The 13,089-nt window shown below is 70.1% G+C and carries 11 protein-coding genes; 5 read left to right on the plus strand and 6 right to left on the minus strand.

Features of this window, described 5'->3' with window-relative positions:
* Positions 1 to 56 precede the first annotated feature (56 nt).
* Positions 57 to 839, plus strand: a complete 783-nt coding sequence (locus ABT294_RS19315) for a tyrosine-protein phosphatase (RefSeq protein ID WP_350807317.1) — start codon at positions 57 to 59, stop codon at positions 837 to 839.
* A 20-nt stretch (positions 840 to 859) separates the two neighbouring features.
* Here the strand turns inward: ABT294_RS19315 and ABT294_RS19320 are convergent, their stop codons facing one another.
* Both ABT294_RS19320 and ABT294_RS19325 read right to left on the minus strand, forming a co-directional pair.
* On the minus strand, positions 860 to 1,900 hold the full coding sequence (locus ABT294_RS19320; protein WP_350807319.1) for a Gfo/Idh/MocA family oxidoreductase: 1,041 nt from the start codon (positions 1,898 to 1,900) through the stop codon (positions 860 to 862).
* 21 nt (positions 1,901 to 1,921) lie between these two features.
* Positions 1,922 to 2,824: a proteasome assembly chaperone family protein gene (locus ABT294_RS19325; RefSeq protein ID WP_350807322.1), complete on the minus strand. Its 903-nt coding sequence runs from the start codon at positions 2,822 to 2,824 to the stop codon at positions 1,922 to 1,924.
* Positions 2,825 to 2,918: 94 nt separating this feature from the next.
* On the opposite strand from ABT294_RS19325, the gene ABT294_RS19330 reads away from it, so the two are divergent.
* On the plus strand, positions 2,919 to 3,293 hold the full coding sequence (locus tag ABT294_RS19330; RefSeq protein ID WP_350807324.1) for an ankyrin repeat domain-containing protein: 375 nt from the start codon (positions 2,919 to 2,921) through the stop codon (positions 3,291 to 3,293).
* A 77-nt stretch (positions 3,294 to 3,370) separates the two neighbouring features.
* Positions 3,371 to 4,369: a terpene synthase family protein gene (locus ABT294_RS19335; protein ID WP_350807327.1), complete on the plus strand. Its 999-nt coding sequence runs from the start codon at positions 3,371 to 3,373 to the stop codon at positions 4,367 to 4,369.
* A 5-nt stretch (positions 4,370 to 4,374) separates the two neighbouring features.
* Here the strand turns inward: ABT294_RS19335 and ABT294_RS19340 are convergent, their stop codons facing one another.
* The 4 genes from ABT294_RS19340 to ABT294_RS19355 form a co-directional block, all read right to left on the minus strand.
* Positions 4,375 to 6,480, minus strand: a complete 2,106-nt coding sequence (locus tag ABT294_RS19340; RefSeq protein WP_350807328.1) for an ATP-binding protein — start codon at positions 6,478 to 6,480, stop codon at positions 4,375 to 4,377.
* Between the two features lie 246 nt (positions 6,481 to 6,726).
* Positions 6,727 to 7,572 (minus strand): ABC transporter permease, encoded by an 846-nt coding sequence (locus ABT294_RS19345; RefSeq protein ID WP_350807329.1) that lies wholly within the window; start codon positions 7,570 to 7,572, stop codon positions 6,727 to 6,729.
* The gene (locus tag ABT294_RS19350; RefSeq protein ID WP_350807330.1) at positions 7,569 to 10,190 is read right to left on the minus strand and encodes a CocE/NonD family hydrolase; all 2,622 of its coding nucleotides are present in this window, start codon (positions 10,188 to 10,190) and stop codon (positions 7,569 to 7,571) included. The genes ABT294_RS19345 and ABT294_RS19350 overlap by 4 nt, the downstream gene beginning before the upstream one ends.
* Before the next feature lie 199 nt (positions 10,191 to 10,389).
* Positions 10,390 to 10,797 (minus strand): PaaI family thioesterase, encoded by a 408-nt coding sequence (locus ABT294_RS19355; protein ID WP_350807332.1) that lies wholly within the window; start codon positions 10,795 to 10,797, stop codon positions 10,390 to 10,392.
* A 25-nt stretch (positions 10,798 to 10,822) separates the two neighbouring features.
* Here ABT294_RS19355 and ABT294_RS19360 point away from each other — a divergent pair, with 25 nt between their 5' ends.
* Both ABT294_RS19360 and ABT294_RS19365 read left to right on the plus strand, forming a co-directional pair.
* Positions 10,823 to 12,130 (plus strand): cytochrome P450, encoded by a 1,308-nt coding sequence (locus ABT294_RS19360; RefSeq protein WP_350807333.1) that lies wholly within the window; start codon positions 10,823 to 10,825, stop codon positions 12,128 to 12,130.
* 44 nt (positions 12,131 to 12,174) lie between these two features.
* Positions 12,175 to 12,978: a class I SAM-dependent methyltransferase gene (locus ABT294_RS19365; RefSeq protein WP_350807334.1), complete on the plus strand. Its 804-nt coding sequence runs from the start codon at positions 12,175 to 12,177 to the stop codon at positions 12,976 to 12,978.
* Positions 12,979 to 13,089: the final 111 nt, after the last annotated feature.

Raw genomic sequence — 13,089 nt, forward strand, 5'->3', positions numbered from 1 at the left:
ATGAAGCTCGAATTCGCTCACGTTTGGCGGACATATAGGGTCGTGAGGTGAACGAGATGACGAGATGGATCGCTCTGGAAGGCGCTGTCAACGTACGTGACCTGGGCGGACTGCCCACCCGCGACGGCGAGGTCACCCGCTACGGTCGCATCCTCCGCGCCGACAACCTCCAGGGGCTCACCCAGGACGACGTGTCCAGGCTGGTCGGCGAGCTGAAGCTGCGCCACGTCGTGGACCTTCGCTCGAACGCCGAGGTCTCGCTCGAAGGCCCGGGACCGCTCACCCGGGTGCCCGAGGTGACCCATCACCATCTGACCCTGTTCGCCGAGGGAGGCACGCACACCGACGTCGAGGCCGACAGCATCGACGCGGACAAGGTGCTGCCCTGGCAGGAGCGCCAGCTCGACGAGGAGCTCCGGGTCACCGGCTTCTACTACGGCTACCTGCGCGACCGCCCGGAGGCGGTGATCGCCGCGCTGCGCGCGATGTCGCTCAACGACGGCGCGGCCGTGGTCCACTGCGCTGCGGGCAAGGACCGCACCGGCGTGCTGACGGCGTTCGCGCTGGAGGTGGCGGGCGTGACCAGACAGGCCATGATCGACGACTACGCGGCCACGGGCGAGCGGCTGGAGCTGATCCTGGGCCGGCTGCGGTCGAGCGAGACCTACCGCGCGGACCTCGACTCCCGTCCGGCCGACGACCACATGCCGCGCCCCCGGTACATGCGGCAGTTCCTCCAGGTGCTGGAGGAGCGGCACGACGGGCCGCTGGCGTGGCTGGAGTCGCACGGGTGGACCGCGGACGACACGGCGGCCATGCGGGCCCGGCTGCTTGACTGAGCGGGCTTTTCGGGGGCCTGTCAGCCCAGGTGCACCACGATGCCCTGGGTCGATGACAGGTGCGCGGCCTCGATGACCTCGAGCGCGTCGACCACCTCCTCCGGCCGCACCGGTGGCGGCGCGTCGTCGCGCATCGCCGCCACCACGCCGCGGTAGAAGTCCAGGTACGCCCCGGGTTCGGTACGGACGCGCCGGTTGGCGTCGTCGGTGCCGAGCACGCCCCATTGGTCTTCGGCCTCCTCGCCGAAGTCGGGCTCGTCCGGGGAGACGCCGGCGCGCAGCCGGCTCTCCTGGACGTCCAGGCCGTCCTTGACGTAGGAGGCGCGGGAGCCGAGGACGCGGAAGCGCGGCCCCGCCTGGGACGCCAGCGAGCCGGCCCACAGGTGGGATCGGGCGCCGTTGGCATGCGACAGCGCGATGAACGTGTCGTCGTCGGCGGAGACGCCCTCGCGCCTGACGTCGCACTCGCCGTAGACCCGGTGGACCGGGCCGAGCAGCTGCAACGCCTGGTCGACCAGGTGGCTGCCCAGGTCGTAGAGCAGGCCGCCGATCTCCTCCTCGCCGCCGCTCTCGCGCCAGCCGCCCTTAGGCGTCGGCCGCCACCGCTCGAAGCGCGACTCCAGGCGCAGCACGTCGCCCAGCGCGCCGTCGTTCACCAGCCGCCGCAGGGTGCGGAAGTCGCCGTCCCAGCGTCTGTTCTGGAAGACCGTCAGCATGAGGCCGCGGTCGGCGGCCAGCCGTATCAGCCAGCGCGCCTCCTCGGCGGTGCGCGCCATCGGCTTGTCGACCACGACGGCCTTGCCCTGGGTGAGCGCCTCGGCGGTCAGGCTGACGTGCGTGCGGTTCGGGGACGCCACCACCACCAGGTCGCACTGGCCCCACAACTCCTCCGCCTGGGGCACGACGGCGGCGTCGTACCTGGCGGCGACCTCCTCGGCGCGGTCGCGCTGCCGCGTCACGACCGCTGTCAGCCGCAGCCCGGGCGTGGCGTGGATGAGCGGGGCGTGGAAGTACGCGCCCGCGACGCCGTACCCGATCAGGCCGACCTGGATGTCGCTCATCCGCCCAGGTTAACCCGGCACTCAGTGATCGTCGTCGCGCTCCGCCAGGAAGCGTTCGAACTGGGCGGCCAGCTCGTCGCCCGTGGGCATCTGCACGGGCTCGGCCATCAGGTTCTCGCGCTCCGCGCCGCCCGCGAACGCGTCGTACTGCTGCTCCAGGCCGCTGATCGCGGTGGACAGCTCGGCCGAGGCCTGGATCTGCTCCTCGATCTCCGCGGTCGTGCGCTGGGCCGCCTCGCGCAGGGCGTCCATGGGGAAGACCAGCCCGGTGCCGCGCGTGACGGCCTCCAGGGCGGCGACCGCGGCGTGCGGGTACTCGGCCTGCGACAGATAGTGCGGGACGTGGATCGCGTAGCCGAGCGCGTCGCGGCCGGCCGCGCCGAGCCGCAGCTCCAGCAGCCCGGCGACGCTCCCCGGCACCTGGACGCGGCCGAATGCGCTGGTCTGGGAGTTGATCAGCTCCGGACGGCTGGCGTGCATGGTCACGCCCAGCGGCCGGGTGTGCGGGACCCCCATCGGGATGCCGTGCACGGTGACGAGCTTGCTGACGTTGAGCTCGCCGACGAGCCCGCCCACGGCCTTGACGAACAGCTCCCACTCCCTGTCGGGTTCGGGGCCGCTCAGGATCAGGAACGGGGTGCCGGTGGCGTCGGTGACGGCATGGACGGCCAGCTCGGGGCTCTCGCAGTCGACCCACCTGTCGGTGTCGAAGGTCATGATGGGACGCCGGGAGCGGTAGTCGAGCAGGCGGTCCACGTCGAAGGTCGCCACGACCTGGTGCTCCAGTTCGGCCAGCAGGTGGCCCAGCGCCAGACGTCCGGCGCCTCCAGCGTCGACGAATCCGTCGAAGTGGTACAGCAACACCGGATCAGCCAGCTCGGGCACGTCGCCTGCGAGCTGGTAGAGATCCCTCGGGTCGTACACGGTTGGACAGCCTTTCCCTAGGTACTCTCTCCAGCAACCTCCGGGAAGCCGGAACGATTCCGTGCAGGGCACCCTATCGGGGCAGAATGGTGTGATGGACGTGGGTCCGGAGCTGGACGAGTCCGCGACACGGATGTTCGACCTGGCGCGGGCGGGCGACACGGAGACATTGATTGCCTACGTCGAGGCCGGTGTACCGGTAAATCTCACCAATGGCAAAGGTGACACTTTGCTGATGCTGGCGGCCTATCACGGCCACGCCGAGACCGTACGGACGCTCGCGGAGAGGGGTGCCGACCCGAACCGCACGAACGAGCGTGGCCAGACGGCGCTGGCGGGTGCGGTGTTCAAGAAGGAGTCGGACGTGGTCAGAGCGCATATCGACGCGGGAGCCGATCCGAACAAGGGAGTGCCCTCCGCGTTGGACACGGCGCGCATGTTCGGCTTAGAGCACTGGCTCGCACCGTAGGGCTATAGCCAAAAGGTGAAGAAAAGGAGCCATTCCGCCACATAGCAATGAATGTTGATCATTGCCATCATACTGAGATGGCCACAACCTCGGAACGCGCGACCCCCCTCCGCATCCCCGCGTTACAGTGTCCGTTTGCGAGCGAGGTGAACCCGCACGTTGCCGAGGCAAGCGAAGAGAGTTTCGGTTGGCTGCTCCAGTCAGGCATGCTCAACGCGCCGGACATGCTGGAGCGGTATCAGAACGCCAAGTTCGGCTGGCTCACCGCTCGCGCGTACCCGCTCGTCGATCGGGACATGCTCAAGCTCCTCATGGACTGGTGCATCTGGTTGTTCGCCTTCGACGACGGCTTCTGCGAATCCGAGGACCACAGCCGGCACACGGCCCTCATCGCCAGAGAGCTCCCAGAGATGTTCCGGGTCATCCACGACATCGAGCCCGATCAGCCGGCGACCAACGTGTTCGCCAAGTCGCTGCAGGAGCTCAAGGCGCGCATTGCGGTTCACGCCGAGCGCGACCAGCTCGACCGCTGGTGCACAGCGACCAAAGAGTACATTTTCGCGCAGGTCTGGGAAGCGGCCAACAGGGAGTCGGATGTGGTGCCGACCCCCGAAGACTACGTGTTCATGCGCCGCCGAACCGGTGCGATGTATCCCGTTTACGCCCTCATCGATATCGCCAACCACCGGAGGTTGACGCCCGAAGAATGGCACCATCCGGATATCCGGGCGCTTACCGAGCACGCCAATGACCTCGTGGTCTGGGACAACGACCTCTTCTCGTACGCCAAGGAGCGCAAACACGACAGGGCCCGTCACAACCTGGTGAACGTGCTCGTCACCCATCGCGGCTACTCGGTGCAGAAGGCTCTCGACGAGGTGGCGATGATGCACGACCGTGCCGTGGAGGCGATGATCGCCCGGCGCGCGTCCGTAGAGGTCTGGGGCACACCCGCGGTGCTGGCCTACGTGCAGGGCCTCGAACACTGGGTACGCGGCCACATCGACTACTCCCTGGGCAGCGCGCGTTACGTTCAGGCGTGGCCGCCCGACACCCATTGGACGCAGACCGTCTGAATGATCTAGGAGGGGGTGTCCAGGTCGTCGCCTGTCGCGAGCGCGGACGCCTCATCCAGGTCGAGTTTGGCGCCTTTCGCGAACGCCTGCCGGTAGTTCTCCGCGCCCAGCAGCCGCTCACACTCCTTGATGCACTTCTCGTGGTCGACGGTGAGGAACGGAGCGCCGAGCATGGGCAACCCGGCCGTCTTCCAGTTCTGATGAAGTGCGCCGAGCAGCTGGCCCGCGAGATCGGCCTCTTCCAGCGTGCTGTAGATCCTGGCCATCGTCTCCAGCACGATCAGGGTGCCCAGCGTGTCGTGGAAGTGTCGCTTGACCCGCAGGCTCTCCTGGGCGTTCGTCAGCGCGAGCGCCCCCTTGCCTGCTTGCAGTCGTGTCAATGAGAGCGCCCACTGCGCGTAGGAGCTGACGAACAGTTCGCCGCGTTCCCTGCACACCTGGAGGCAGTCGGTCAGGAGTGACTCGGCTTCGTAGGTCTCGCCCTGCGAAGTGAGCACGATGGCCAGCTCGACGATGGCGGGCAGCAAGCCAGGATTGAGCTCCTTGTTGTCGGTGTTGAACTCGATCGCCACACCCAGCAGCGCGCTGGCCTTCTGCAGATCGCCCTGCAACAGAGCCGCCGTGCCCTGCATCTTGGACGCGAGGATGACCGCCTTGGAGTCGCCGACCTTGACCGCCTCGGTGCTGCACTGCTCGGCCGCCTCCAGCGCGCCCAGGCTGTCGCCTTGGGCGCTGCGCACGTAGGAGAGAACCCAGAGTGCCTTGCACCGCTCCTTGCTGAGACCCGGGTTCGCCTGCAGGGCGCGCTCCAGGTAGAGCCGGCCTTCGCGGACGAAACCACAGCACACCCACATGAACCAGAGCGAGGACAGCAGCGTCAGCCCCATCAGCGACTCGCCGGGCGCCCGTAGCGCGTGCTCCAGCGCCACCCGCACGTTGTCGTGCTCCTGCCGCATGCGGACGAACCAGTAGATCTGCCGCGGCCCCGACCAGGCGTCCTCGCTGCGCTGCGCCAGGCTCAGGTAGTACGCCAGGTGCTGGTGGCGCATCTTCTCCGTCTCGCCCAGCTTCTCCAGCCACTCCTCGCCGTACTGGGCCAGCGTGTCGATCAGCTTGTAGCGGACGCCCGCGTGGTCGCTCCTGATCATCAGGATCGACTTCTCCACCAGGCCCGTCACCAGGTCGGTGATGTCCTCCTGCGGCAGGCGCTCGTCCGCGCAGACGGAACGGGCGGCGTCGAGCTCGAAGTCGCCCGCGAACACCGACAGCCGCGCCCACAGCAGCCGCTCGGCGGGCTCGCACAGCTCGTGGCTCCAGCCGATGGCCGCCCGCAGGGTCTGGTGCCGGGGCAGCGCCGTGCGGCTCGCGCCCGCGAGCAGGCTGAACCGGTCGGTCAGCAACCCCAGGATCTGGTCGACCGACAGCGCACGCAGCCGCACCGCCGCCAGCTCGATGGCCAGCGGGATGCCGTCGAGACGGCGGCACAGCTCCGCCACGGGCCCGATGTTCTGCTCGTCCAGCACGAAATCGGGCAGCACCGCGCCGGCCCGCAGCGCGAACAGCTGCACCGACTCGTTCGTGAACAGGCTCTCGGCCGGGTCGTCGCCCGGCACCTGCAACGGCGGCACCGGCACCACGTGCTCGTACGGCAGGTGCAGCGACTGCCGGCTGGTGGCCAGCACCTTCAGGTTCGGGTTGCTCTCCAGCAGCTCCTCGACCAGCTCGGCGCACCCCTGCACCAGGTGCTCGCAGGTGTCGATGATGAGCAGCATCTGCCGGTCGGCCACCCACTCCGACAGCGACTCGGACTCGGTGCGCGGCGACTGGTCGGCGATGCCCAGCGCGGACGCGATCGTGTGCTTGACCATCCCCGCGTCCTGCAGCCGCGCCAGGTCGGCGAACCACACGCCGTCCTGGTACTGCGAGCGGATCTGGTGAGCCAGGCGCAGCACCGTGCGCGACTTGCCCACCCCGCCGATGCCGGTGACCGTGACCAGGCGCGACTCACCGAGATGCCGCTTGAGGTTGGCGAGCAGGCGCGTCCGGCCCACGAAGCTGGTCAGCTCCGCGGGCAGGTTGCCCTCTCGCCGCCAGCCGGTCGGGGTGGCCATGGGCGACCTCACGGGGGAATAGGGGACACCTGCCATCGCATCGTACCCCCGCAGATTCGGGCTGTCCTTGGACCTGCGGCCGGGCCGGGGCCGGGTTTGTTCTTCTCGGTAGCATGTATTCCGTGAGCGAATTTCTCCCTGAGCAGACGGGCGACGACACGGACCTCGGGTGGGGCGAGTGGCGCGACGACGACTCCGACGCCTTCTACCTCGACAACAAGCCGCCCCACTGGGCCTGAGCCCGTCTTAGCTGACCACGTCCTTGTGGCGGAAGCGGCGGAAGGCCACCGCGATGAGGATGGCGGCGTAGGTGATCGACACCGAGGCGCCCTTGGCCATGCCGCTCCAGTCGAGCTCCGGCGCCAGGGCGTCGGTCCAGGCCGTGTTCCAGAAGGTCGGCAGGAACTCGCGCAGGACCCCCAGAGCCTCGACCGCCTGAAGGATGTTGCAGACGATCCACAGGCCCACCGCGCCGCCCACCGCGCCCAGCGGGGAGTCGGTGACGGTGGAGATCAGGAAGGCCAGCGCCGCCACCACGAGCTGGCTGACCAGGGCGTAGCCGATGACGATGCCGAACCGCGGCAGCACGTCGAGCGCCGGGATCGTCTCGCCCGTGCCGGGAACCTGGATGTCGTTCCAGCCGAAGGCCAGGGTGCCCGCCAGGAGGGCCATCAGCGGCAGGCAGATGACGGCCGCGGCCGAGTAGCCGAGGGCGACGACGAGCTTCTGGCGCAGCAGGCGGTCGCGGGGGACCGGCGCCGCCAGCAGGTAGCGGAGCGACGACCAGCTGGCCTCGCTGGCCACCGTGTCGCCGCAGAACAGCGCCACCGCCACCACCAGCAGGAAGGTGGCCGACACCGACAGGGCGAACGCGGCGAAGTTCAGCCCGCCGGCCGTGGCCAGGTCGGAGATGCGCAGCGCCATCTGCTGCCCGTTCGGCTGCGGCCCGAACTGGAAGGCCACCACCAGGATCCAGGGCAGGGCGAGCAGCAGGCCGAACATGACGAGGGTGCGGCGGCGTTTGAACTGCCTGACGATCTCCACGCGCAGCGGCAGCGTCCGGCGGGGCGTGTAGCCAGTCGCGGCGGTCAAGACTTCTCTCCGATCAGGTCGAGGAACACGTCCTCGAGGCGAGGCCCGTGGCCGTTGGTGGAGGTGGCCGCGCCGAGGAGCACCGACACCGGGCCTGTGGAGACCAGGCGACCCCTGTGCATGACGACGACGTGGCTGCAGGTCTGCTCCACCTCGGCCAGCAGGTGACTCGAGACGATCACCGTACGGCCGTCGCGGGCGTACCGCTTGAGCACCTCGCGCATCTCCCTGATCTGGGGTGGGTCGAGGCCGTTCGTGGGTTCGTCGAGGACGAGCAGGTCGGGCAGGCCGAGCATCGCCTGGGCGATGGCCAGGCGTTGCCGCATGCCCTGCGAGTACGTGCGGACGGCCCGTTCCAGCGCCTTGCCCAGCCCCGCGATCTCCAGGGCCTCGTCGAACCGGGCGTCCTGCGTGGGGCGGCCGGTGGCGGCCCAGTACAGGTGCAGGTTGTCGCGACCGGACAGGTGCGGCAGGAAGCCCGGCCCCTCGACGAACGACCCCAGCCTGGACAGGACCGGAGCGCCGGGGGTGACGGGGTCGCCGAAGATCCGGATCTCGCCGCTGTCGGGGCGGATGAGGCCCATCATCATCCGCATCGTGGTGGTCTTCCCGGCCCCGTTCGGCCCGAGCAGCCCGAGCACCTGCCCGCGCTCGACCCGGAACGACAGCCCGTCGACGGCCAGTTCCCCGTTGCGGTACGCCTTGGTGAGCCCGTTGATCTCCAGCGGTACGTCCTCGCCGTCGGCGGTGGTCGCGGCGTTGAGGTGGACTGCTCCGTTGAGGTGGGCCGCTCCGTTGGCCGAGGGGACAGCTGAGGCGGTCGCGGGCTCGGGGAGCGCGGCGGTCGTGCGGCGGCGCCGGGACGGTGTGCGGCCCGTGGCCAGGAGGACGGCGGCCACGGCGACGGCGGCGAGCGGCATGGCCCAGACCCACCAGGCGATGCCCGTCGCCGGAGCGGCGAGGGCCGTGACCGTGGGGACCGCGAGGGAGGGGGAGGCGAGCGCCACCCGGTAGGACGCGGGCTCCGCCGGTGTCGCGTAGCCCATGTCGGTGGTCGTGACCGTGAGCCGCAGGCGGTGGCCGGGGGCGAAGCGGTAGTCGACGGCCGGAAGCGTGATCGTGGCGTCGGCGCTCTGCGCCCCTTCGGGGATGGTGACGCGGAACGGCGCGACCAGGCCGGCGGGCAGGATCGGCGGCTGGGCGGTGTCGGCTACGTCGTAGAGCTTGCCGAACAGGGTCACCTCGCCCTTGCCGTAGACCCTGATCTTGGCGGTCGGGCCGCCCGTGAGCTGGAGCGGCGCGCTGAGCGGCGGCGACTCGAAGGAGGCGCCCTGGCCCGGCATGTCGAGCGACACGCTCACGTTGCTCTGGCCACCCCCGCCCAACAGGCCGCTGACTCCGGGGACGGTCGACACCGAGGCGGGGGCGCCGCCCGGCGGGTTGGCGATGTTCTGCTCGGGGCCGCTCAGCGTGACCTGCGTGGCAGCGGTGCCGCCGAGGCCGGGGTAGGAGCCGGTCTCCGGGTGCAGGCGGATGCGCTGGCGGGTGCCCGGGTCGCGGCCGCCGTCGCGGGTGACCGTGAAGGCCGGGGCGGTGGCGATGTTCTCGCCCTTGAGGTAACGCCCCAGCCAGGCCGTGGTCTGGTCGTACACCCAGTCGGCCTCGCCGTTGCCGCCGTCGTGGCCGCCGTCGAACCAGGCGAGGCTCACCGGGGTGCCCGCGGCGGCGATGGCCTTGGCGTTGGCGTCGGCCTGGCCGAGCGGGAACAGCGAGTCGCGCTGCCCCTGGATGAGCAGCGTCGGGGCCTTGATGCGGCCCGCGACCTCGACCGGGCTGGACCGCCGCAGCAGCGCGACGGCCTCAGGAGTGGCCTTACCGGCCTTGGCGACCTGCTGGTACGCCTCGCAGATCGCGGGCAGGAACCGGCCGCACCGCGCCTGCTCGGCCGTCATCGGGCCGGACCGCCGGCTGAGCGCGTCGAGCCCCTGGATCGGGCCGCTGCCGCTGCCGAAGAAGATGCCCGCCCACATGCGCTTGAACACGCCGTGCTCGGGCCCCTGGCCGGTGGCGTCCGGGAAGAGCGCGTCGGCCAGGTCGGACCAGGTGATCTGAGGGACGATCGCGTCGACCCGGGTGTCGTGGGCGGCCGTCATCAGCGCGATCGAGCCGCCGTAGGAGCCGCCCGCGATGCCCACGCGCGGGTCTCCGGGCTTGTCGAGCCGCACCTCCGGACGCTTGGCCAGCCAGTCGATGAGCTGCTTGACGTCCTTGACCTCGTAGTCGGCGGAGTTGAGCGCGATCTCGCCGGTGGACCGGCCGAAGCCGCGCGCCGACCAGGTGAGCACCGCGTAGCCCTCCTGGGCGAGGCGGACGGCCTGCTCGCGCATGCTCTGCTTGCTGCCGCCGAACCCGTGCGCGAGCAGCACGGCAGGCGCCTTCCCGCCGCCGGGCGGGGGGAAGAAGGTGGCGTCGAGGTCGACGCGTTGGTCGTCGGCGGGCCCGTCGACGACGGTGATCGTCTGGTCCTGGCCGCGCACCTGCGGAGCCGACGGCCACACCAGCCACGTCGCCACCCCGAGAAGGGCCAGCACCGCGACCAGCGCGGCCACTCGTTTCATGCCGTGAGCCTACTTATCCGAGCTGAGAGATCGCTGAGACGTGTCATCCGTGCTGGTCGCGCCCACCTCCGGCCAGATCCCCCGCGAGCACGGCCGTGGGGCGCCGGCCGGTCGGCCCGCAGCCCCCGGGCGGCGTAGATGCGACCCGCCGCCCCGAAGCGGCGCAGATGCGGCCTGCCGCCGCATGGCGTGCATGGCGTCAACCGAGGAGCGCGTAGACCGTGCTGGCCCGCGCGACGGGCTCGACCGCCCCGTCGGCGGTCAGCGTGACCTCGGAGAACGCCAGCGTGCGGCCCAGCTTGGTGATGCGGACGTCGACCAGCACGTCCTTGCCCACCACCGGACGCTGGAAGGTGGTCGACTGCTGGACCGTGGTCATCGGCACGAACCCGCCCCTGGCGGAGGAGATCGCGATGACCGTGGCCGTGTCGGCCGCCGCCATCATCGCCTGCCCGCTCAGCCCGCCGCCCTCCCTCGCCAGGGACTCGGACCACGGCAGGCGGACGATCGCGTGCCGCTCGCCCGTCTCTTCCACGCGCAGCCCCAGCTGCTGCACCCAGGGCGCGAAATAGTCGCGGAGAATCGCTTCTCCTTCTTCTGGAGTCACGCGCCCATCATGCACGCTGGACCCCATGAGCGAGGAGATGCCGCAAGCCCCTGTGGACAACTCCCGGCAAGGTCCGCTCCCTGTGGACGACGTCTTCCTGCCGTCCACTTACGCGCAGGGCGTCCCGTACGAGCTGTACGCCCGGTTGCGGCTGGAAGCTCCCGTCTGCCGGATTCCGGAGCCCGCGGTCGGGCCCTGGCGCGAGGGGCCGGGCTACTGGGGTGTGTTCCGGCACGCCGACGTCAAGCACGTGCTCAGGACCCCCGCCGACTTCTCCTCGCACCTGGGCGCCACCCAGATCCGCGACCCCGACACCCCAGCCGACCTGGCGTTCGTCCAGTCGATGATGTTGAACACGGACCCGCCCGACCACTCCAGGCTGCGCAGAATCGTGGCGGCGGCCTTCACCCCGAGGGCGGTGCGCGCGCTGGAGAGGACGATCGCCGAGCGCGTGGCGTCCCTGTTCGCAGAGGGCGAGTGCGACTTCGTGGACGTCGCCGCCGACCTGCCCGTCTGGACCCTGGCGCACGTCATGGGCGTGCCGGGACAGGACAGGCGGCTGCTGTACGACTGGGCCTCGCGGGTGATCGGCTACCAGGACGCCGACTACGCGGGCCTGTCGACGGCCGAGGCCGCGTCGCTCAGCCCGATCGGCCGCCTCGCCGTCGCCTCCCGTCCCGAGCTGCGACCCGGCGCGAACCCGCGGTCGAGAGCCGCGCTGGAGGACATGTTCGCGTACGCGCACGCGCTCGCCCGGGCCCCGCTGGACGACGAGTCCGTCATGGCCGCCATGCTCAGGGGCGGCCTGACCGAGGCCGAGTTCGAGAACATGTTCTTCCTGTTCGCCGTCGCGGGGAACGAGACGCTGCGCAACGGCATCCCGGGCGGCCTGCTCACCCTCCTCGAACACCCCGGTCAGCTGGCCAGGCTGCGCGAGAACCCGGCGCTGCTGGGCACGGCGGTGGAGGAGATGCTGCGCTTCTGGCCGCCGGTCATGGACTTCAGGCGGACGGCCACCCGTGACCTCGTCCTCGACGGGCAGCGCATCGGGGCGGGCGAGAAGGTGGTCGTCTACCACGCCTCCGCCAACCGCGACCCGTCCGTCTTCGCCGACCCCGACCGCTTCGACGTCGGCCGCACCCCCAACGACCACGTCAGCTTCGGTTTCGGCCCGCACTTCTGCCTCGGCGCGCACCTGGCGAGGGTCCAGCTGCGGGCGGTGTTCGGTGAACTGCTCGCCTGGGACGTCACACCGGCGGGCACGCCGCAGCGGCTCACGTCCAACTTCCAGAACGGTCTCAAACGCCTGCCCGTACGCCTGCGCCGCCGCTAGAAAACGAGTTGGCCGCCGCTTCGCCCCGTCCATAGGCTCGGCGCATGAGTGAGATCGACTATCGGGACGTCAACCGCGCCACCTGGGACGAACGCGTCGCGATCCACGTGGCGAGCGACTTCTACGACCTGCCGTCCTTCAGGGCGGGCGCCGGCACGATCCGCCGGTTCGAGCTCGACGAGGTCGGGGACGTCACCGGGCGCAGCCTGGTCCACCTGCAGTGCCACTTCGGCCTCGACACGCTGTCCTGGGCCAGGCTCGGCGCCGAGGTCACCGGGCTGGACTTCTCCGCTAAGGCCGTCGAGCAGGCCAGGCGCATCGCGGAGGAGGAAGGCATCGACGCCCGCTTCGTCACCGCCGACGTCTACGACGCGGTCCAGGCACTGGGGGAGCGGTACGACATCGTCTACACCGGCATCGGCGCGCTGGTCTGGCTGCCCGACCTGACCAGGTGGGCCGAGACGGTCGCGGCCTTGCTACGTCCGGGCGGCTTCCTCTACCTGGCCGAATTCCACCCGATCGCCGACACGCTGGACGAGGAGGAAGGGGCGAGAATCGTTCACGACTACTTCGAGTCAGGCCCCCAGATCTGGCAGTGCCCGTACACGTACACGGGGTCGGAGGTGCTCCAGAACGACACGTCGGTCCAGTTCCAGCACGGCATCGGCGAGGTGGTCACCGCCCTCGCGAGCGCGGGCCTGCGGCTGGACTTCCTGCACGAGCACGACCACTCGCTCTTCCAGCGCTTCCCGACGCTGGTCCGCGACGGCGTGTACTTCCGCAGGCCGGAAGGCAGCCCCCGGATCCCCCTCATGTACTCACTGAAAGCCTCGGCGACCCGTGCGTAGCGCCCGTCTCAAGCCCGTGGAGAACTCGTCTGGCGAGGCTGGTAGGTGATCCGTACGGGGTCGATGGCCCCGGAATCGCGGAAGGTCACCCGGGTATTCGCCCGATACCAG

Origin of the sequence: Nonomuraea sp. NPDC000554 (assembly GCF_040300065.1) — a bacterium.
Classification (GTDB): Bacteria; Actinomycetota; Actinomycetes; order Streptosporangiales; family Streptosporangiaceae; genus Nonomuraea.

Coding starts and splice junctions, on each gene's coding strand:
- ABT294_RS19315 (WP_350807317.1), top strand. CDS start 57: ATGACGAGATGGATCGCTCTGGAAGGCGCTGTCAACGTACGTGACCTG.
- ABT294_RS19320 (WP_350807319.1), bottom strand. CDS start 1,900: ATGAGCGACATCCAGGTCGGCCTGATCGGGTACGGCGTCGCGGGCGCG.
- ABT294_RS19330 (WP_350807324.1), top strand. CDS start 2,919: ATGGACGTGGGTCCGGAGCTGGACGAGTCCGCGACACGGATGTTCGAC.
- ABT294_RS19335 (WP_350807327.1), top strand. CDS start 3,371: ATGGCCACAACCTCGGAACGCGCGACCCCCCTCCGCATCCCCGCGTTA.
- ABT294_RS19340 (WP_350807328.1), bottom strand. CDS start 6,480: ATGGCCACCCCGACCGGCTGGCGGCGAGAGGGCAACCTGCCCGCGGAG.
- ABT294_RS19350 (WP_350807330.1), bottom strand. CDS start 10,190: ATGAAACGAGTGGCCGCGCTGGTCGCGGTGCTGGCCCTTCTCGGGGTG.
- ABT294_RS19360 (WP_350807333.1), top strand. CDS start 10,823: ATGAGCGAGGAGATGCCGCAAGCCCCTGTGGACAACTCCCGGCAAGGT.
- ABT294_RS19365 (WP_350807334.1), top strand. CDS start 12,175: ATGAGTGAGATCGACTATCGGGACGTCAACCGCGCCACCTGGGACGAA.